At 71.2% G+C, this 19,205-nt stretch carries 16 protein-coding genes; 12 read left to right on the top strand and 4 right to left on the bottom strand.

Translation table 11 applies throughout. The features are described from left to right. Positions 1-42: 42 nt before the first annotated feature. The gene (gene ddlA / locus AC06FP_RS03515) at positions 43-1,146 is read right to left on the bottom strand and encodes a D-alanine--D-alanine ligase (RefSeq protein WP_478074505.1); all 1,104 of its coding nucleotides are present in this window, start codon (positions 1,144-1,146) and stop codon (positions 43-45) included. Between the two features lie 215 nt (positions 1,147-1,361). On the opposite strand from ddlA, the gene AC06FP_RS03510 reads away from it, so the two are divergent. From AC06FP_RS03510 to AC06FP_RS03495, 4 genes are all read left to right on the top strand, one after another. Next, the gene (locus tag AC06FP_RS03510; protein WP_433852820.1) at positions 1,362-2,009 is read left to right on the top strand and encodes a ubiquinone biosynthesis accessory factor UbiJ; all 648 of its coding nucleotides are present in this window, start codon (positions 1,362-1,364) and stop codon (positions 2,007-2,009) included. Beyond that, positions 2,006-3,673, top strand: a complete 1,668-nt coding sequence (ubiB, locus tag AC06FP_RS03505; RefSeq protein ID WP_478074504.1) for a ubiquinone biosynthesis regulatory protein kinase UbiB — start codon at positions 2,006-2,008, stop codon at positions 3,671-3,673. The genes AC06FP_RS03510 and ubiB overlap by 4 nt, the downstream gene beginning before the upstream one ends. Then, positions 3,670-4,344 carry a Qnr family pentapeptide repeat protein gene (locus AC06FP_RS03500; RefSeq protein WP_478074503.1) on the top strand — a complete coding sequence of 225 codons (675 nt, stop codon included), beginning with the start codon at positions 3,670-3,672 and terminating at the stop codon, positions 4,342-4,344. Before ubiB ends, AC06FP_RS03500 begins: the two co-directional genes overlap by 4 nt. An 86-nt stretch (positions 4,345-4,430) precedes the next feature. Next, complete coding sequence (locus AC06FP_RS03495; protein WP_478074502.1) at positions 4,431-5,207, top strand: pseudouridine synthase; 777 nt, start codon at positions 4,431-4,433, stop codon at positions 5,205-5,207. A gap of 24 nt (positions 5,208-5,231) precedes the next feature. Here AC06FP_RS03495 and AC06FP_RS03490 read toward each other — a convergent pair whose 3' ends face one another. Further along, positions 5,232-7,244 (bottom strand): winged helix-turn-helix domain-containing protein, encoded by a 2,013-nt coding sequence (locus AC06FP_RS03490; RefSeq protein ID WP_478074501.1) that lies wholly within the window; start codon positions 7,242-7,244, stop codon positions 5,232-5,234. Between the two features lie 210 nt (positions 7,245-7,454). Here AC06FP_RS03490 and AC06FP_RS03485 point away from each other — a divergent pair, with 210 nt between their 5' ends. Continuing rightward, the gene (locus AC06FP_RS03485) at positions 7,455-9,251 is read left to right on the top strand and encodes a tetratricopeptide repeat protein (protein ID WP_478074500.1); all 1,797 of its coding nucleotides are present in this window, start codon (positions 7,455-7,457) and stop codon (positions 9,249-9,251) included. 43 nt (positions 9,252-9,294) lie between these two features. Here AC06FP_RS03485 and AC06FP_RS03480 read toward each other — a convergent pair whose 3' ends face one another. Both AC06FP_RS03480 and AC06FP_RS03475 read right to left on the bottom strand, forming a co-directional pair. Then, on the bottom strand, positions 9,295-9,684 hold the full coding sequence (locus AC06FP_RS03480) for an MAPEG family protein (RefSeq protein WP_456117382.1): 390 nt from the start codon (positions 9,682-9,684) through the stop codon (positions 9,295-9,297). 57 nt (positions 9,685-9,741) lie between these two features. Then, positions 9,742-10,725, bottom strand: coding sequence for a tetratricopeptide repeat protein (locus AC06FP_RS03475; protein ID WP_478074499.1), 984 nt, complete (start codon positions 10,723-10,725; stop codon positions 9,742-9,744). Between the two features lie 162 nt (positions 10,726-10,887). Here AC06FP_RS03475 and AC06FP_RS03470 point away from each other — a divergent pair, with 162 nt between their 5' ends. The 7 genes from AC06FP_RS03470 to AC06FP_RS03440 are packed head-to-tail and all read left to right on the top strand — an operon-like array spanning position 10,888 to position 19,202. Next, the gene (locus AC06FP_RS03470; protein ID WP_478074498.1) at positions 10,888-11,937 is read left to right on the top strand and encodes a HEAT repeat domain-containing protein; all 1,050 of its coding nucleotides are present in this window, start codon (positions 10,888-10,890) and stop codon (positions 11,935-11,937) included. After that, positions 11,934-13,460, top strand: a complete 1,527-nt coding sequence (locus AC06FP_RS03465) for a glycosyltransferase family 2 protein (RefSeq protein WP_456117379.1) — start codon at positions 11,934-11,936, stop codon at positions 13,458-13,460. The genes AC06FP_RS03470 and AC06FP_RS03465 overlap by 4 nt, the downstream gene beginning before the upstream one ends. A gap of 17 nt (positions 13,461-13,477) precedes the next feature. Next, complete coding sequence (locus tag AC06FP_RS03460) at positions 13,478-14,758, top strand: YaiO family outer membrane beta-barrel protein (RefSeq protein WP_456117378.1); 1,281 nt, start codon at positions 13,478-13,480, stop codon at positions 14,756-14,758. Between the two features lie 13 nt (positions 14,759-14,771). Then, positions 14,772-17,150 carry an LTA synthase family protein gene (locus tag AC06FP_RS03455; RefSeq protein ID WP_478074497.1) on the top strand — a complete coding sequence of 793 codons (2,379 nt, stop codon included), beginning with the start codon at positions 14,772-14,774 and terminating at the stop codon, positions 17,148-17,150. Further along, positions 17,150-18,091, top strand: a complete 942-nt coding sequence (locus tag AC06FP_RS03450; protein WP_478074496.1) for a hypothetical protein — start codon at positions 17,150-17,152, stop codon at positions 18,089-18,091. Before AC06FP_RS03455 ends, AC06FP_RS03450 begins: the two co-directional genes overlap by 1 nt. A 58-nt stretch (positions 18,092-18,149) precedes the next feature. After that, positions 18,150-18,581, top strand: coding sequence for an alternative ribosome rescue aminoacyl-tRNA hydrolase ArfB (gene arfB / locus AC06FP_RS03445; RefSeq protein WP_456117375.1), 432 nt, complete (start codon positions 18,150-18,152; stop codon positions 18,579-18,581). 3 nt (positions 18,582-18,584) lie between these two features. Then, positions 18,585-19,202 carry a lysophospholipid acyltransferase family protein gene (locus AC06FP_RS03440; protein ID WP_478074495.1) on the top strand — a complete coding sequence of 206 codons (618 nt, stop codon included), beginning with the start codon at positions 18,585-18,587 and terminating at the stop codon, positions 19,200-19,202. Positions 19,203-19,205 lie beyond the last annotated feature (3 nt).

Raw genomic sequence — 19,205 nt, 5'->3', positions numbered from 1 at the left:
CCGGCAGGCGCATCGCGCCGTCGGCTCCGGCCGTCCTCCCGCTCAGCCGCCGGTGATCGAACTGCGCAGCGCCTTGTCGGCGGCATGGCGCTCCAGCGCCAGTTCCACCAGGCGGGTGATCAGCGAGGTGTAGTCCAGGCCGCTGGCGCCCCACAGCTTGGGATACATGCTGATGCGGGTGAAGCCGGGCAGGGTGTTGATCTCGTTGATGACGACCTCGCCCGCCGGGGTCAGGAACACGTCCACGCGCGCCATGCCGGCGCAGTCCAGCGCCTGGTAGGCGCGGATGGCGATCTGGCGGATGCGCTCCTGCGCCTCGGCCGGGATGTCGGCCGGGATCACCGTCTCGGCGCCGTTGGCGCTGATGTACTTGGTGTCGTAGGCGTAGAAGTCGTCGTGCACCACCACCTCGCCGCAGACGCTGGCCTCGGGGTGGTCGTTGCCCAGCACCGCGCATTCGATCTCGCGCCCGACGATGGCCGATTCCACCAGTACCTTGTGGTCGAAGGACAGCGCCAGCGCCATCGCCTGGCGGAATTCGTCCACATCGCGCACCTTGCTCACGCCCACCGACGAACCCTGGTTGGCCGGCTTGACGAACAGCGGCGTGCCCAGCTGCGCCACCAGCGCATCGTAGTCGGCCGTGGCCGCGCTGGCGCGGTTGAAGCATACGCACGGCGCCACCGGCAGGCCGGCATCGCGCAGCAGGCGCTTGGCCACGTCCTTGTCCATCGCCACCGCCGAGCCGAGCACGCCGGAGCCGACGAAGGGCAGGTTGGCCATGCGCAGCAGGCCCTGCAGCGAACCGTCCTCGCCCAGCGTGCCGTGCACGATCGGGAACACCACGTCGATCTGCGCCAGCGCCGTGGCCGGATCGCTGGGCACCAGCTGCGCCTGCTCGCGGCCGGGCAGCACCGCCAGCGCGTTGCCGGAGCGGTTCAGCGCGATCTTCGCCGGGTCGCCCGGGTTGAGCAGGAACTGCTGCGGGTCGCTCAGGTGCCAGTGGCCCTGCTTGTCGATGCCGATCAGGCTGACGTCGAAGCGCTCCTTGTCCAGCGCGTCGAGGATGTTCTTCGCCGACTGCAGCGAGACCTCGTGCTCGGCCGAACGACCGCCGAAGATGATGCCGACCCGGGTCTTGCCCATTGCCTGTTGCTCCTGCCGATTGCGCTGATGCGGGTGTGCATAGCATGGGGGAACGGCAGGGAATGGGGAACAGGGAAAGGGGAGGGTGGGGTTGCCGGTGCTGCGCGCGTTCACCTCTCCGCCCGGAAGCACGGCAAGGCCCGGCAAACGGGATTCCGTCATTCCCCGTTCCCGGTTCCCCATTCCCGCATCCCCGCTTCGGTAGAATGCCGCGCATGCCTGCTTCCCCCTTCAAGTTCATCAAGCCGCTGGCCGGCCGCGCGCTGGAAACGGCGCTGAACCGCGCGCTGGCGCTGGACCCCGACACCCGCGCCGCGCTGGCGCCGCTGGATGGCCAGCGCATCGCCCTGACCCTGGAATCGCCGTCGCTGGCGCTGCAGATCGGCGTCGACGGCCAGCGCCTGACGGTCGGCCCGGTGGATGCCGCGCAGGAGCCGGACCTGGCCGTGCGCAGCACGCTGGGCGGGGTGCTGGCGCAGCTGCCGTTCCTGGCCAACGCGCGGCGCAGCCCGGGCGCGGCGCCGGCCGGGCGGGTGAAGGTGTCCGGCGACGCCGAACTGGCGCGGCGCCTGCAGCAGCTGGCCACGCGCTTCGACCCGGACTGGCAGCAGCCGTTCGTGGCGGTGTTCGGCGAGGTGCTGGGCGTGCAGGTCGCGCAGACCCTGCGCGCGGCGCTGGCGCAGGCCCGCCGCAGCGCCACCGACCTGGCGCAGACCGCGGCCGAATACGTGACCGAGGAATCGCGCGACGTGGTGCCGCGCGCCGAGCTGGACGCCTTCCACGACGACGTCGATGCGATCCGCGACGACGTCGAACGCCTGGCCGCGCGGGTGGCGCGCCTGCGCAGCGGAGGCCGCGCATGAAGGCGACCCGCGCGATGTTCCGCGCCAGCCGCATCGGCCGGGTGATGCTGCGCTACCGGCTCGACGACCTGTTCGACGGCACCCCGGCCGAGCGCTGGCTGCGCATCGCCAGGCCGTTCGTGCCGCGCGCCCGTGGCGACATCGCCTCGCTGCCGCGCGGCGCGCGCCTGCGCCTGGCGCTGCAGGAGCTGGGGCCGATCTTCGTCAAGTTCGGGCAGATTCTTTCGACCCGCCGCGACCTGGTGCCGCCGGACGTGGCGGTCGAGCTGACCCTGCTGCAGGACCGGGTCAAGCCGTTCGACGGCGAGCGCGCGCGGCAGATCGTCGAGCAGGCGCTGGGCCTGCCGGTCGCCGAGGCGTTCGCCAGTTTCGACACCGCGCCGCTGGCCTCGGCCTCGATCGCGCAGGTGCACGCGGCCACGCTGCACGACGGCCGCCAGGTGGTGGTCAAGGTGCTGCGCCCGGACATCGAGCGGCAGATCGACGCCGACATCGCCCTGCTCAGGTCGCTGGCCGCGCTGGTCGAGCGCACCCATCCGCGCGCGGACAAGATCCGCCCGCGCGAGGTGGTGGCCGAAATCGAAACCACCCTGGCCGCCGAACTGGACCTGCAGCGCGAGGGCGCCAACGCCAGCGTGCTGCGCCGCTTCTGGCAGGACTCGGACGACCTGTACGTGCCCGAGGTGATCTGGACCCACACCGCCGAGCGCGCGCTGACCCTGGAGCGGGTCTGGGGCATTCCCTCCGACGACATCGCCGCGCTGGACGCGGCCGGCATCGACCGCCGCGCGCTGGCCGCCAAGGGCGTGCGCGTGTTCTACACGCAGGTGTTCCGCGACAACTTCTTCCACGCCGACGCGCACGCCGGCAACATCTGGGTCGATACCGACCCGGCGCGCCGCGACAACCCGCGCTTCATCGCGCTGGATTTCGGCATCATGGGCCAGCTCTCGGAAGAGGACCAGTACTACCTGGCCGAGAACTTCATGGCCATCTTCAACCGCGACTACCGCCGCATCGCCGAGCTGCACGTGCAGGCGCGCTGGATGCCGGCCACGGTGCGCATCGACGACCTGGAGGCGGCGGTGCGCGCGGTGTGCGAGCCGTACTTCACCCGCCCGCTGTCGCAGATCTCGCTGGCCGAGGTGTTGCTCAAGCTGTTCCGCACCGCGCAGCGCTACCAGCTGACCCTGCAGCCGCAGCTGATCCTGCTGCAGAAGACCCTGCTCAACATCGAGGGCGTCGGCCGCCAGCTCGACCCGCAGATCGACATCTGGGCGGTGGCCAGGCCGGTGCTCGAGCGCATCCTGCGCGAACGTTACAGCCCGCGCCGCGCGTTGAAGGAGCTGCGCCGCCGGCTGCCGGAAATCATGACCCGCACCCCGGACATGCCGGTGCTGGTGCATGCCTGGCTGCGCCAGCAGGTCGAAGGCCAGCATGAGCTGTCGATGCGGTCGCAGGACATCGTCAATCTCGACCAGACCCTGCGGCGCATGCAGCGGCGCGTGGTCACCGCGGTGGCCGGCGCCGGCCTGCTGGTGGTGGCGGCGCTGCTGCACGGCCTGCACGCCGGCGGCCCGCAATGGGCCGCGGTGCCGCTGTGGTCGTGGATCAGCGGCGGTGCGGGCGCGCTGGCGCTGGCTTCGGCGTGGCTGCGGCGATGAGCGCCGGAGCCGCCGCGGCGCCGACGGTCATCAGCAACGAACGCATCGACAAGGACCGCTTCACCGGCGCCCGGGTCGCCAACACGCATTTCCGCAACTGCGATTTCTCCTGCGCCGACCTGAGCGGCGCCGAGTTCGTGAACTGCGTCTTCTACGACGCTGACACCCAGGCCGGCTGCCGCTTCAACGGCGCGCAGCTCAAGGAAGCCCGCTTCCGCCAGTGCGACCTGAGCCTGTGCGTGTTTTCCTTCGCCAAGGCGCTGGGCCTGGAGATCATCGAATGCCGGGCGCAGGGCGCGGATTTCTCCAATGCCAGCTTCATGAACCAGATCACGGCGCGCACCGGGTTCTGCAGCGCCATCATCCGGCAGTCCAATCTCAGCTACGCCGATTTCTCCGGAGTGACGCTGGAGAAATGCGAGCTGCCGGACAACCGCTGGGTCGGCGCCAACGTAGCGGGCGCGAGCTTCAGCGGATCGGACCTGTCCGGCGGGGATTTCTCGTCGCTGGACTGGCGTTCGGCCGATTTCACCCACTGCGACCTGACCGGTTCGGAGCTGGGCGAGCTGGACCTGCGCGTGGTCGATCTGGAAGGCGCCAGTCTCGACACCCTGCAGGTTGCGCAGCTGATGCTGCGCATGGGCATCACGGTCGAACCGCTGAAATCCTGATGCCCCACGGGCCCCGCCACTCCATCGCGCGGGGCTTCCACGACACGGGCCGGCGCACGGCAGGCCCGAACAGATAAAGCTGAACCATGGATCACGACACGACGACATCGCTGCCCGACCGGACGTTGCCGGTGCTGTACGCCGACGACTGGCTGGCCGTGGTCGACAAGCCGGCCGGGCTGATGGTCCACGACAGCAAGCTGGCGCGCGGCGAGGACGATTTCCTCGCCGACCGCCTGCGCGAACAGCTGGGCCGGCCGATCTTCCTGATCCACCGTCTGGACCGCGCCACCAGCGGCTGCCTGCTGCTGGCCTTCGACCGCGACACCGCCAGCGCCCTGGGCAAGACCCTGATGGGCGGCGACGTCGGCAAGGACTACCTGGCGATATGCCGCGGCTGGCCCGCGGAGGACGCCTTCACCGTCGACCATGATCTCGACGGCGGCCCCGGCAAGCCGGTGAAGAAGCCGGCCATCACCCATTTCCAGAAACTGCTGACCGGCGAACTGCCGGTGCCGTCCAACGGCTTCCCGACCTCGCGCTACGCGCTGCTGCGCTGCCAGCCGCAGACCGGCCGCTTCCGCCAGATCCGCCGGCACCTGAAGCACGTGTTCCATCACCTGGTCGGCGACACCAGCCACGGCGACGGCCGCCACAACCGCACCTTCCGCATGCACGGCGTGCACCGCATGCTGCTGCACGCGCAGCGGCTGTCGTTCCCGCACCCGCAGGACGGGCGCCGCATCGAAGTGCAGGCGCCGCTGGATGCGGAGTTCCGCAAGGCGTTCGCGCTGCTGGGCTGGGACGCGGACCTGCAGGCCGGCGATGCGCGCACGGCGCAGGTCCGTTCCGCCCGCGACTGAAGCGCGCGGGGCCGCTTCGCTCCGTCACCGGCACTGGAAATCGTCCGCGCCCACCGCCCGGCAGCCGTCGCCCCAGCGGCCGGTCTGCCGCCAGTAGGCGGCCACGCCGGTTTCCACCAGCAGGCGCTTGAAATCCGGGTGCGCGCGCACGCCGGAATAGGGTGAGTTCCACAGCGCCACGTAGGGCTGCTGCGCCATCGTGCCGGTGTCGAAGCCCGGCTGGCCTTCCAGGTCGCGCCGCATCGCCGCCACGGCCAGGTCGGCATCGCCCAGCGCGTCGGCCACGTTGGTCCATACGTACGCGGCGCGGGCGCCGCCGCCATAGCGTTCGTCCGCGAGCGCCCTGCGCACCAGCGCCAGCATCGCCGCGCGATCGTGCAGCGCCGCGCCCAGGTCGCGGAAGAACGGCGTGCCGAAGACCGCGTCCTGCTCCTGCAGCAGCCGGCGGTGCAGGTCGCGCAGTTCGGCCAGGCCGCCGGGCCGCTTGCCGGCCAGCTGGCCGATGAAGGCCACGTAGTCCGGCTCGCGCTGGTTGCCCTGCAGTTCCCGGCCGCGCCGGTATTCGACCTCGGCGTCCGCGGGGCGCCGCGCCGCGGTGTAGTCGTACTGCAGGTCGCGGGAGAGGAACAGCGCGCGCGGTTCCACCGCGCGTATCCGTTCGACCAGCGCCACGGTGTCGTCCAGGTGGCCCATGGCGTAGAGCATGTAGGTGTAGTCCCAGACGCGTTCCTTGACCAGCGGCCCGGACTCGGCGACCTGCCTGGCCAGGGCGATGGCCTCGGCGCGCCGGCCTTCGCGCCACAGTGCGTTGGCGCGGTCGAGCCGGGCCAGCGCGCTGTCCGGCGCGATCGCGGCGATGCGCGCGCGCACCTGCCGCGCTTCGCCGCGCAGCTGCCCGGCCTGCGCGCCGCCGATTTCGTGCGCCACCGCGTCCAGCGAATCGGCCAGCGCCTTCAGGCACAACGCGCAGCGCGGATCCAGCGCCACCATTTCGCGCGCCAGCTGCAGGCGCTCCTGGTCGTGGGCGAAGTCGAACCGTTCCTCCATCGCGATGCCGCGCCAGCGCAGGTAACGCTCGTAGGCCTCCACGCTGGTGGTGCCGCCCTGCCCGCGGTTGAACGCGGCCACGTCCAGTTTCACGCTGAGCGCCCGGGCGACGTCGCGTGCGATGTCCTCCTGGATCGCGAACACGTCGCGCAGTTCGCGCGCGTAGGTCCTGGACCACAGGTGGGCGCCGTCGGCCGCACGGACGAGCTGCGCGGTGACGCGCAGCGCATCGCCCTCGCGGCGCACGCTGCCTTCCAGCAGGTAGGCGACGCCGAGTTTGCGGCCGATGGAACGCAGGTCCTCGTTCCTGCCCTTGAACGAGAAGCTCGATGTGCGCCCCACCACCCGCAGCGCCGGCGACTGCGCCAGCTGGTCGAGGATTTCCTCGGCCAGGCCGTCGGCCAGGTAGTCCTGGTCGCGCGCGCGGGAAAGGTCGGCGAACGGCAGTACCGCCAGTGACGGCCGCGCGGTGGTGTCGGGCGCGGACGCCGCCGGGTCGTTCCCGCGCGGCAGCCAGGCGAGGGCGGCCGCAAGCAGCAGCCCCGCGGCGATGGCGACGCGCCAGGGACGCGCGCGCGATGATTGCGCAGCCGTGGTCGCCGTGCGCGTGGCTGGCGACGCGGCGCCGGTATCGCTCCGCGGTTCCGGCATCGCCGGGGCCGGCGCTCCGGGCGCGGGCAGGTCGAAGCGGTAGCCGATGCCGTACACCGTGTGCAGCAGGCGCGGGTGCAGCGCGTCCTCGCCCAGCGCCTGGCGCAGCAGGCTCATGATCCGGTTCAGCACGCCGGGGGTGACGTGGCGGTGGCCCCACACCGCATCCAGGATCTCGTCGCGGGTGAACACCCGGCCCGGCGCGGCGGCCAGCAGCGCCAGCACGGCGAAGGCCTTGGGTTCCAGCGCCCGTTCGCCGCCGCCACGCCACAGCCGCCGGCCCGCGAAGTCGATGACCAGGTCGTCGAAGGCAAGGTGGTCCGGCGCAGGCTGCGGCATACGGTCCCCGGCGGGTGGCCCCGGTCGCGGCGAGTATAGGGCGCAACCCGGGGCGGCCGGTGGCGGCTTGCCCGCCGTTTCCCGGTCATCCTGAGGCTCGCCCAAGGTTGCCCTAAAGATCGGCTGGCGCAGGGGGATCAGGCTGGTGGCACGCCCTGCGCCATTGCGGGCGTGTCGTTCCGGTCCGCCGCCTTCCATCAGGGAACCGCCATGAACAAGCCTTCGTCCCGCCTCGTCCTCCTGTCCGTCGGGTTGGCCGGCGCCTGCGGCTCGGCCAGCCTGCTGGGATGGCCGGAAGACGCGCCGCTGGTGTACGACCCCGTGCTCGACCCGCGCGGCGCCCTGTGCGCCGCGCCCGTCGCCGGCCGCCCGGCCCTGCTCGATGCGCTGGTGCTGGCGCAGACCACCGAAACCCGGCCGTTCCCGGTGCTGCCCATGAACGCCGCCGCTGGCGCGGTGCCGCTGTACGACAACCTCGGCGGCCTGGGCCTGAAGGTCGGCACGCGCAACGCGCGGGCGCAGGCGTACTTCGACCAGGGCCTGCGCTGGGCGTTCGCGTTCAACCACGCCGAGGCGCTGCGCGCGTTCCAGGCCGCGCAGCGGGAAGACCCGGCGCTGGCGATGGCGTACTGGGGCGAGGCCTTCGTGCTGGGGCCGAACATCAACGCGCCGATGCTGCCCGGCGCGGTGGCGCCGGCGTTCGCCGCGCTGTCGCGCGCGCTGGAACTGGCGCCGGCCGCGCCGGAGAAGGACCGCGCGCTGATCGCGGCGCTGCGGCAGCGCTACTCGGCCGATCCGGCGGCCGACCGCGCGCCGCTGGACGCGGCCTTCGCCGACGCGATGCGGGCGGTGGCCGCGCGCCATGCCGACGACGACACGGTGCAGGCGCTCTATGCCGAAGCGGTCATGGACACGCAGCCGTGGGACTACTGGGAAGCGGCCGGAACCCTGCCCAAGGGCCGCGCCGGCGAGATGCTGGCGGCGCTGGAGACGGTCCTGGCCCGCAACCCCGACCACCCCGGCGCGATCCACCTCTATCTCCACGCGGTCGAGGCATCGGCCACGCCCGAACGCGGCCTGCCGTACGCGCGGCGCCTGGCGGCGCTGATGCCCGGCGCCGGGCACATCGTGCACATGCCCGCGCACATCTACTACCGCGTGGGCCTGTTCAAGGAATCGATGGAGATCAACAAGCGCGCGATGGCGGTGGACGAGGCGTACTTCGCGACCTCGCCGTCCGACCCGCTGTACAAGGCCGCCTACTACCCGCACAACATCCACTTCGTGCTGGTGTCCGCGCAGATGGGCGGCGACGGCGCCACCGCCATCACCGCCGCGGACCGGCTGGACGCGGCGCTGGCCGACGCGGTCGTCGCGCAATACCCGCTGCTCGAACCGATCAAGGCCGCGCCCTACCTCGCGCACGCCGTGTTCAGCCCGCCCGCGGACATCCTCGCGTTGCCGGCGCCGCCGGACAACCAGGTGATCGTGGCGGCACTGGCGCACTACGCGCGGGCGCTGGCGCATGCCGCCCGGCGCGACTTCGACGACGCGCAGCGCGAGATCGAGGCCATCGCCGGCATCGAGCGCAGCGCCGACTTCCAGCCCTACCTGGACTGGTACATGCCCGGGAAGGAGATCGTGCGGACCGCGCGGCTGGTGGCCGGCGCGCGCCTGGCCGACGCGCGCGGCGACCTGGTGGCGGCGGCGGAAGCCTACGAGGCGGCGGTCGCCGTGGAGGATTCGCTGGCCTACATGGAGCCGCCGTACTGGTATTACCCGATCCGCCAGTCGCTGGGTTCGGTGTATCTGCGGCAGGGCCGGCTCGACGCGGCCGAGCGGGTGCTGCGCGAGTCGCTGCTGCGCGCGCGCGGCAATGGCTGGGCGCTGGCGGGGCTGGTGGAGGTCTACCGGCGCAAGGGCGACAGGACGGCCGAGAAGGCCGCACGGCAGGCCTACGACAACGCGTGGTTCGGCGGCGCCGCGCCGGACATTGCGCGGTTGTGAGGCCGTGGCCGCTGCCGCCCGGCTGCGGGCGGCAGCGGGGAATTCAGTGGCTGGCCGCCAGCGCCGCCAGCACCAGCAGCGCCGCCGTGCAGGCGAAGCCGCCCAGCCACGACAGGCTGCGCAGCAGCGGCTGGTCGCCGACGTAGAGCAGGCCGTGCAGGACCCGGAACACCACGAAGGCGATGGCCAGCGGGTTGACCGTCGCCGCGTCCACGCCGGCCAGCTGCGCCAGGATCACGCCGGCGGCGAAGGGCGCGAAGTTCTCGAAGGCGTTCAGGTGCGCCGCATTGGCGCGCTGCACGAGGTAGTTGTCGCTCTTCGCCACCCAGGCACGCGGGTTGCGGTTGTTGTAGCCGGGCCGCGCCTTGGTGACGGCCACCCAGACGTAAGGCAGTACCGCGGCGATCAACACACACCAGTAAGCGGTCGACATGGGCTGCTCCTTCCGTAAAAGGCGCAGCCTAGCCGATGCCGCCGCCGGGCGCCCGCCCTAGCGGGGTGCGCTGGCCGGGGCCTTCACCCGTTCCAGCAGGTCGTTGACCTCGGCGTTGTCCGGCGCGGCGGCGTGCAGCCGTTCCAGCAGGGCCCGCGCCTGTTCGGTCCGGTCCTGCCGGTAGTACACCTGCGCCATGCCCTGCATGGCGTCGCGGTCGTCGGGCGCCAGCTGCAGCGCCTGGCCGAACGCCGCGGCCGAACCGTCCAGGTCGTCCAGGCGCAGCAGCGCGAAGCCCAGGCCGTCCCAGGCATCGGCCCTGGCGCCGGCCATCCCGGTCGCCTGGCGGAAGGCCTCGCGCGCCAGCGCGTGTTCGCCGCGGCGCAGGCGGATCCAGCCATCGAGCACGTGCGCGCCGTAGTCCATGGGCTGCACGCTGGCCAGTTCGCGCAGCGCGCCGTCGTAGTCGTCCTGTTCGAACAGGCCCTGGGCGCGCTCGTTGGCGAGCTGGCGCGGCGTGCGGCCGTGTTCGATCGCACCGTCGAACTGGCGCGTGGCGACGTTGCCGGCGTGCTGTTCCAGGTAATCACGCACGCTGCGCGCGCGGTGCAGGCCGAGGTAGCAGTGGATGTACACCGTGCCCTGGCTGGCGATGGCCGCCTCGGCCGCGGCGCGGGAATTGCGCTCGTAGTCGGCGCCGAAGCGCTGGCCGAGGATGCTGCCCATCGGGAAGTTGAGCACGCGGATGCCCAGCCGGCCGGCGCGTTCCTTCTCGTCGTTCAACAGGGACGCCTCGTAGGGCAGGCGCGGGTTGAGCAGGCTGATGATGGTGGTGATGCCCTCGGCCTTGAGCCGGTGCATGTCCGCATCCACCGGGTACGGGCCGAATACGAACCGCGCGCCGGTGACCGACTGCTGCGCCCGCCAGGGCTGCACCACGAAGCTGGCCGGGTGCAGCAGCACCCAGACGCCGGCCGCGCCGCCAAGCAGGGCCAGGCAGGCGCCGATGGCCAACCATCTGTTTTTTAACAATTTCTTCATTTCCCCGCTCCCGCTGCTGTTCTACAAGGGGGTGCATGTGTAATTATTGTGACACCCATCACAAAAACTTTGTGTGATTTTGCCGGTTATTACCTAGAGACATTTCAACGCGGACAGGGATGTCGTCGCTTTCGTGCCAGGGGAAAGATCATGGAAAGTCTGTTGCACGGTTCACCGATAGTGGTGATTGCGTTCTGGGTGGCGGTCCTGACCATTGCGATGGCCTGCCTGCTGCTCGCCGGGATCGTGGTGCTGAGAATGCGCGCATTGCGGCGGGAAAGGCGAGACTTCCGTGAGCGCGAGTACTGGACGCAGGCGCTGAAGCAGGAGCTGGCCGGCGCATCGCCGCCGCTGCGCACGCTGGACGTGCGCCAGGCGCACGGCTTCATCGAGGCGTGGAACACGGTGCACGAGTCGCTGGGCGAGGCGGATTCGCGCCGGCTGGCGGTGCTGGGCGAGCGGGTTGGCCTGGTGGAGGCCGCGCGTCGGCAGCTGCGCGGGCGCTACCACGAGCGCGCGATGGCGATCGTCGCCCTGGGCCACCTGCGCGACGGGCGGCTGTTCGACGAACTGGCCGGCTACCTGGAAAACGCCAGCCCCATCGTGTCGCTGTGCGCCGCGCGCGCGCTGGCGCAGATCGATCCGCCGCGGGCGATGGCGCTGTTCGTGCCGATGATCGCCTCGCGCGAGGACTGGTTCCCCGGCAGCGTGGCGCGGATCCTGAGCGAGAACCAGGACGGCAGCGCGGCGCGCGAGCTGTCCGGCGTGCTGCTGCGCGCCAACACCGATACGGCCGCGTCGCTGGTGCGCCTGCTCGCGCGCATCGCGCCGGAGCAGGCCGCCGGCGTGGTGCGGCAACTGCTCGACGCGCCGGTGGACGACCACGTCATCTCGGTGTGCCTGCAGCTGCTCAACGATCCGCAGGACCGGGAGCGGGCCAAGCGCTTCCTCGCGTCGCCGCGCTGGCACGTGCGCATGCATGCGGCCGCGGCGCTGGGCCGCATGGGCGAACCGGCCGATCGCGGCCTGCTGGAGCCGCTGCTGTCCGACAGCGTCTGGTGGGTGCGCTACCGCACCGCACAGGCGCTGCTGGCACTGCCCGGCATGGGCGCGCAGGCGCTGCTGCAGCTCAAGGAGCGGCTGGCCGACGCCTATGGCCGCGACATCATCGACCACGTGCTGTCCGAGCACAGCCTGGGGATCAAGGCATGAACGCGTACTGGCAGATGGTCGTGGACTTCTTCTACCAGGTGCCGTGGGTGCACCTGATGATCTCGCTGCAATGGTTCTTCATGGCCTATTTCCTGGCCATCAACCTGGCCTACCTGGCGCTGAACTACATCTCCGCGTACCAGATCGTGCGTTACATGCGCGAGCACCGCGCCAACTACCTGCCGGAAGCGCTGCGCGAGTACCAGCCGCCGGTGAGCGTGCTGCTGCCGGCGCACAACGAGGAAAAATCGGTGGTGTCCTCGGTGCGCTCGCTGCTCAAGACCGGCTACCCGGACTACGAGATCGTCGTGGTCAACGACGGCTCCACCGACGGCACGCGCGAGGCGCTGATCGAGGCCTTCGGGCTGGTGATGGTGCCCGAGGCCTACCGGGCGCGGCTGAAGACCGAGGCGGTGAAGGGCGTCTACGCCTCGGCCACGCACCCGCGCGTGCGCATGGTGGACAAGGCCAACGGCGGCAAGGCCGACGCGATCAACGCCGGCATCAACTGCGCGCGCTACCCGCTGTTCTGCGTGATGGACGCCGACAGCATCCTGCAGCCGGAAAGCCTGTCGCGGGTGGTGCGGCCGTTCCTGGAAGACCGCCGGGTGGTGGCCAGCGGCGGCGTGGTGCGCGTGCTCAACGGCTGCACCGTCACCGACGGGCAGCTGTCGAAAATCGGCCTGCCCAACCGCTGGCTGCCCAGCTTCCAGCTGGTCGAGTACCTGCGCGCGTTCCTGTTCGGGCGCGTGGGCTGGTCGCCGATGAACGCGCTGCTGATCATCTCCGGCGCCTTCGGTGTGTTCTACAAGGAGCGCGTGGTCGCCATCGGCGGCTATCGCGCCGACACGGTGGGCGAGGACATGGACCTGGTGGTGCGCATGCACAGCAGCCTGCGCAAGGAACGCCGCGACTACCGCATCGTCTTCGTGCCCGACCCGGTGTGCTGGACCGAAGTGCCGGCCGACCTGAGGTCGCTGCGCGTCCAGCGCATGCGCTGGCAGTACGGCCTGGCCGAAAGCCTGTGGTCGAACCTGTCGCTGGTGTTCAACCGCCGCGGTGGCGCCGCGGGCTGGGTCGCTTTCCCGTTCATGATGCTGTTCGAGTTCTTCGGGCCGGCGATCGAAGTGACCGGCTACGTGGCGATGATCACGCTGGCGATCCTGGGCCTGGTCCCGCTGGATGTCTTCCTGGTGTTCCTGGTCGCCGCGGTGGGCATGGGTGTGCTGCTGTCGGTCAACGCGATGCTGCTGGAGGAACTTTCCTTCGGCCTGTACGCACGCCCGCGCCAGCAGCTGCGGCTGTTCGTGGTGGCGGTGCTGGAGAACTTCGGCTATCGCCAGATCAACTCGCTGTGGCGCCTGCTCGGCACCGTGAACTGGCTGCTGCGGCCGCGCAAGCGCCATGGCTGGGGCCGCATCCACCGCGACGGCTCCTGGCAGCAGGTACCGGAAGAAGCCATCTCGCCGGCCGGGGTAACGGCCGCCCCCCTCCGCCCGGAAAGCGGCGGGCCCAACCCATGATCAACAGGAATCCTCCCGTGGCCGAGCCATCGCCTTTCCGTCCCACCCCCCGGCTGCTGGCGCAGGGCCTGGCGCTGGCGCTGGCCATCGCGGCCGTGCCGGCGCTGGCGCAGGACAGCGCGCCCGACAGCCTGACCGCGCAGATGCTGCAGATCCGCGAGCTGGCCACCGGCGGCCGGCGCGCCGAGGCGATCGAGCGCTACACCGCGCTGCTGGCCGAGCACCCGGGCAACGGCGACCTGCTGCTGGCGCGCGGCCGCACCTACGCCTGGGACGGCCAGTACGCCGCCGCCGAGGCGGATCTGGATGCCGTGGTGCGCAGCAGCCCGACCTACGCCGATGCCTGGTCGGCGCTGGGCGACGTCTACCGCTGGAGCGACCGCCCGCAGCAGGCCGCCGATGCCTACGCCCGCTGGGTGGAACTGGCGCCGCAGGACCCGCAGGCGCGCATCGCCCGCGGCCGCGCGCTGCGCGATGCCGACCAGACCGCCGCCGCGCGCGCCGACTTCGACGCCGCGCTGGCGATGGGCGCCGATCCGGCGGAGATCGATTCGCTGCGGCAGAGCCTGGTGCCGCGCATGGCCAACCCCGATGCGATGTCCGCCGCCGGCTACACCTGGGGCGCCAGCGCGGGCTGGAGCCACACCGGCTTCAGCGGCGGCCGCCAGAGCTGGAACGATTACGACCTGACCCTGCGCCGTTACTTCGAGCACGGCTCGCTGGGCCTGGAACTGCTGCGCGCCGACCACTTCGGCACCGGCAGCAACGCCTGGGCGCTGGACGGCTACGCGCCGCTGTGGTCGCGCGCCTATGCCAACCTGCGTTACCAGCAGGGACCCTCCAGCGGCGTGCTGCCGAAGCAGGCCTGGCGCGTGGAAGTATTCCAGGGCGTGGGCAACGGCTGGGAACTGTCGGCCAGCGTCGATCACCTGCGTTTCTCCGGCGACACCGAGTTCTACGGCGTGGGCGTGGGCCGCTATGTCGGCAACTGGTACGGCCGCTACAAGCTGCAGCACGTGCCCGGCGTGGGTTCGGGCAGCTGGAGCCACCGCGTGCTGCTGCGCAACTACTACCGCGGCGATGCCGACGACTACTGGGAGGTGAGCGCCGGCAGCGGCCGCAGCACCGACATGGACCGCTTCGGCACCGTGGTGCGCAACAGCAACCTCGCCGTCGGCGTCGCCTGGACGCATTACTTCGCACCGCGCTGGGGCTTCAAGGTCGGTGCGGGCTACGCCGATGACGATGGCGGCTTCGCCGAAAAGCGGGTGTCGCTCTCGGTCTATACGCGCTGGTGACGGGGGCGCGTCGATGAGTGTCGTGCACAGAGGTGGCGCGTATCCGCGTTTTTCTTCCGGCTTCCGTGCGCTGCTGCTGGCGCAGGTGGCGCTCGTGGCCGGCAGCGTGATCGCCGGCAGTGCCGGCATGGCGTGGAGTGGAAACGAGAAGTGGACGGTGGCCGCCACCGCGCTGGCGCAGGCGCTGCTCGTGCTGCTGCGCGCGGTGCCGGTGCTGCTGCTGGTGTCGCTGCCGCTGCTGGCGCTGAAGCGGCCGCTGCTGCGCGCCGTGGCGGTGGCCCTGCCGTGGTCGCTGCTCATCGTCGTGCAGGCCATGCTCGACCAGTACTACCAGGTGGCGCGGGTGCCGCTGGGCGCGGACCTGTTCGGCTACAGCATCGCCGAGATACGCACCGCGCTGGGCGACGGCGCGCCGCTCGCTGCCGGCAGCCTGCTGGCGCTGGGCCTGCCGCTGCTGGTGCTGTGGGCCGGCCTGTGGTGGTGGGTGCGGCGCGATGTGCGCGGCTCGGCGCTGTGGACCACGCTGCTGCTGGTGGTCGGCGTGCTGGCCTGGCTGGTGCCGCTGCCGGCCGCCGCCGGCGCGCTGAAGGACGAATCGGCGCGCGGCCTGGCCAGCAACAAGCTGGCCTGGTTCGGCGCCGATGTCTGGCGCTGGCGCGGCGGCGACGCGCCGGCCGCCGCGGTGGCCGATACCGGTGGGCCGGCTGCGGACGGCGGCGAGCCGCCGCTGGACCCGCACTATCCGTTCCTGCGCGACGAACGCACGCCCGACACGCTCGGCCCGTGGTTCTCGCCCACCGGCGACGGCCGCCCGCCGAACGTGGTGGTCATCGTGGTCGAAGGGCTGGGGCGCTCGTTCTCCGGCCCGCAGGCGTCGCTGGGCAGCTTCACGCCGTTCCTCGACGAGCTCGCCACCCGCAGCCTGTACTTCGACAACTTCCTGGCCAACCAGGGCCGCACCTTCGGCGTGCTGCCGACCCTGTTCGGCTCGGCGCCGTTCGCCGACCAGGGATTCACCGCGCTGGGCGAGCGCATGCCGGCGCACCCTGGGCTGTTCAGCGTGCTCGGCCAGCAGGGCTACCACACCGCGTTCTACAACGGCACCGACACCGGCTTCGACAACGAGAAGGGCTATATGCGCCTGCAGCAGGTGCAGACGCTGGTGGACATGAACAGCTTCGGCCCCGGCTACCAGCGCAACCCGTTCAGCACCTGGGGCTACGCCGACAGGGAACTGGTCTCGCGGGTGCTGGCCGACAGCGGTCGCCTGCAGCCGCCGTTCCTGCTGGCGATGCAGACCATCTCCATGCACACCAGCTACCGCTTCCCCGGGCAGGACGCCTACCGCGCGCAGTTCGCGCAGCGGCTGGACCAGCTGCGCATTGCGCAGGCGCAGCGGCCGTCCTACCAGGCGCAGGCGGACATCTACAGCAGCATCCTCTATACCGACGACCAGCTGCGCCGCTACTTCGAGGAAGCGGCCAGGGCGCCGTGGTACGCCAACACCATCTTCGTCATCACCGGCGACCATCGCCTGCCGGAAATCCCGATGGGCGAGCACGTGGACCGCTACCACGTGCCGCTGATCATCTTCTCGCCGCTGCTCAAGCGCACCGGGCGCATCCGCGCCGTGTCCTCGCAGCTGGATGTCACGCCGTCGCTGCTGGCGCTGCTGTCCAATACCTATGGCCTGAAGCGGCCGGCGCGCACGCCCTGGCTCGGCACCGGCCTGGACATGGCCGACGAGTTCCGCAACATCCACGCGCTGCCGTTGAAGCAGACCAAGACCAGCGCGCCGGAATACCTGGCCGAACGCTGGTGGCTGCACGACGGCAGGCTGTACCAGCTGCAGGACGGCATGCACCTGGCCGAAGTCGACGACCCGGCGCTGCTGGCCTGGTCCCAGGCGCGCCTGCAGCGCTACGCGCAGGCCAACACGATCTTCATGCAGCAGCAGGCGCTGGACCCGGACGCCGCCCGGCCGGCGCTGGTGGCCTACCAGGCCGCGCCGCAGACGCCGGTGCGCCCGCCGCAGGGGCCGGCCATGGCCGGGCTTTCGATGGAGTCGGCGCAGGTGGCGCGCGCTGGCACCGGTCTGCGCCTGTCGATGGTGTTCGGCAATGGCGACGGCGAGCCCAGCCGCACGTTCGTGCCGCTGGCGGTGTTGACCGCCGCCGACGGCCGCGAGCTGCAGGAAGTGTATGGCCGCGCGCTGCAGCTGCCGGCGCGCGGACGCCAGCAGGTGGAGCTGGACCTGCCGCGGCCGGGGGCCTGCGACACGCGCTGCTACGTTTCCGTTTTCCCGTCCGATCCGGACACCGGCAAGGCCATCGGGCAGGGGCGTTACCGCCTGCCGGTGGACGCCGCCCCTGCTGCAGGAACCTCGCCGTGATGCGTCTGCGTACCGCCCTGTGTCTGTTGTTCGTTCTGTATGCCCTGCCGGGGGCGGCGATGGCCAAGGCCAGCCGCGCGGTCTGGACCTGGGAGGCGGAGTCCTACGCGATGGTCGAAGATCCGGCCGTTGCCGAGGAGGCGGTGGCCTACCTGAAATCGCAGCACATCGACACGGTGTACCTGTATGCCGACGCGTACCGCGGCCGCAACCTGATCGTCGAGCAGCCGCAGCTGTACCAGGCCTTCATCGAGCGCCTGCACCGGCAGCGCATGAAGGTGTACGCGCTGCTCGGCTCGGCCTATCTCAATACCGAGAACTACGTGCTGCCCTCGCACCGCACCGAGGCCGAGGCAATGTTCCGGCGGGTGGTCGAGTACAACGCGGCGGTGCCGCAGGCCGCGCGCTTCGACGGCGTCAACCTGGACATCGAGCCGCACATCCTGGACGAGTGGAACGACGACACGCGCGAGCGCCTGCTGGTCGGCTTCCTGGACATGAGCGACGCGCTGATGCGGATCAAGCGCGAGTACAAGGCCACCCTGCTGGTGGGGCCGGCCATCCCGTTCTGGCTGGACGGCATCGAGCTGGAGTGGAAGGGCCGGGTCCGGCCGGTGAGCGAGCATGCCATCGACACCTACGACTACGTCGCGCTGATGGACTACCGCGACAGGGCCGAGGGCCGCGACAGCATCCTCTCGCACGCGGCCGACGAGATCGCCTACGCCAACCGCGTCGACAAGAAGGTGGTGATCGGGCTGGAGGTGTCGTCCAACGACATCGACAAGGTCACCTTCGACGAGGAAGGGCCGAAGGTGTTCGAGCGGGAGGTGCGCAAGGTCGAGAAGGCCCTGCGCGGCGAGCCGTCGTTCGCCGGCTTCGCCATCCACCACTACCGCGCCTACCGGCGCTGGGCCGCGCGCGACTGGCCCGACCTGTAACCCCGGCGGCGACCGCCGCAGCACGCTACGGCCGCCATCGGCCGCTTACAATGCGCCGATGGCAAGCGACGCCCTCCAGGTCTCGGCACGGCTGGCGATTCCGGAAACGGAGATCGTCGAACGCTTCGTGCGCGCCAGCGGCGCCGGCGGGCAGAACGTCAACAAGGTGTCCAGCGCGGTCGAGCTGCGTTTCGACGTGGCCGGCTCGCCGTCGCTGCCCGAGCCGCTGCGCGCGCGCCTGCTGGCGCGGCGCGACCGGCGCCTCACCGACCAGGGCGTGCTGGTGATCGACGCGCAGCGCTTCCGCACCCAGGAGCGCAACCGCGCCGACGCGCGCGAACGCCTGGCCGATTTCATCCGCGCCGGGCTGGCGGTGCCCAAGGCCCGCGTCGCGACCAAGCCCACCCATGGCTCCAGGCTGCGCCGGCTGGAAGAGAAAAAAGGACGGGCGCAGCTCAAGCGCGGCCGTTCGCAACGGAACTGGGAGTAGCGCTTGGACCACACGTCAACGCCGGGCAGGCCGCCGGTCGTCCCCCTCGTTCCCGCCAACGTGCCGCGCGTGGGCGGCCGCGGCTTCGTCCGCTGGCTGGGGCGCACGATCCTGCGCCTGGGCGGCTGGCGCGTGGTCGGGCCGATCCCCGACCTGCGCAGGGCGGTGGTCATCGCCGCGCCGCATTCGTCCAACTGGGACGGCATCTGGGGCCTGGCGGCGAAGATGGCGCTGGGCATCGAGGCGCGCATCCTCGGCAAGGACAAGCTGTTCTGGTGGCCGCTGGGCGCGGTGCTGCGCCGGCTGGGCGTGGTGCCGCTGGACCGCAGCTCGCCGCAGGGCACGGTGGGGCAGGCGGTGGCGATGATCCAGGGCAGCGAACGCATCTGGTTCGCGCTGGCGCCGGAAGGCACGCGCAAGCCGGTGAAGGAGTGGAAGAGCGGCTTCATCCGCATCGCGCGCATGGCGCAGGTGCCGATCGTGCCGGCCTATTTCCACTACCCGGAAAAGATCATCGGCTTCGGCGCGCCGATCCAGACCAGCGGCGACGATGCCGCCGACATGGCCGCGGTGCGCAAGTGGTACCGGCCGTGGATCGGCCGCAACCGCGGCACGGTGTAGGCG

The organism is Stenotrophomonas sp. Steno-Z2 (genome assembly GCF_056393235.1).
This window is presented reverse-complemented; position numbering and strand designations above follow the sequence as displayed.

What these genes read in the sequence shown, in the direction of transcription:
- ddlA (WP_478074505.1), bottom strand. Translation starts at nt 1,146, where the DNA reads ATGGGCAAGACCCGGGTCGGCATCATCTTCGGCGGTCGTTCGGCCGAG.
- AC06FP_RS03510 (WP_433852820.1), top strand. Translation starts at nt 1,362, where the DNA reads ATGCCTGCTTCCCCCTTCAAGTTCATCAAGCCGCTGGCCGGCCGCGCG.
- ubiB (WP_478074504.1), top strand. Translation starts at nt 2,006, where the DNA reads ATGAAGGCGACCCGCGCGATGTTCCGCGCCAGCCGCATCGGCCGGGTG.
- AC06FP_RS03500 (WP_478074503.1), top strand. Translation starts at nt 3,670, where the DNA reads ATGAGCGCCGGAGCCGCCGCGGCGCCGACGGTCATCAGCAACGAACGC.
- AC06FP_RS03495 (WP_478074502.1), top strand. Translation starts at nt 4,431, where the DNA reads ATGGATCACGACACGACGACATCGCTGCCCGACCGGACGTTGCCGGTG.
- AC06FP_RS03490 (WP_478074501.1), bottom strand. Translation starts at nt 7,244, where the DNA reads ATGCCGCAGCCTGCGCCGGACCACCTTGCCTTCGACGACCTGGTCATC.
- AC06FP_RS03485 (WP_478074500.1), top strand. Translation starts at nt 7,455, where the DNA reads ATGAACAAGCCTTCGTCCCGCCTCGTCCTCCTGTCCGTCGGGTTGGCC.
- AC06FP_RS03480 (WP_456117382.1), bottom strand. Translation starts at nt 9,684, where the DNA reads ATGTCGACCGCTTACTGGTGTGTGTTGATCGCCGCGGTACTGCCTTAC.
- AC06FP_RS03475 (WP_478074499.1), bottom strand. Translation starts at nt 10,725, where the DNA reads ATGAAGAAATTGTTAAAAAACAGATGGTTGGCCATCGGCGCCTGCCTG.
- AC06FP_RS03465 (WP_456117379.1), top strand. Translation starts at nt 11,934, where the DNA reads ATGAACGCGTACTGGCAGATGGTCGTGGACTTCTTCTACCAGGTGCCG.
- AC06FP_RS03455 (WP_478074497.1), top strand. Translation starts at nt 14,772, where the DNA reads ATGAGTGTCGTGCACAGAGGTGGCGCGTATCCGCGTTTTTCTTCCGGC.
- AC06FP_RS03450 (WP_478074496.1), top strand. Translation starts at nt 17,150, where the DNA reads ATGCGTCTGCGTACCGCCCTGTGTCTGTTGTTCGTTCTGTATGCCCTG.
- arfB (WP_456117375.1), top strand. Translation starts at nt 18,150, where the DNA reads ATGGCAAGCGACGCCCTCCAGGTCTCGGCACGGCTGGCGATTCCGGAA.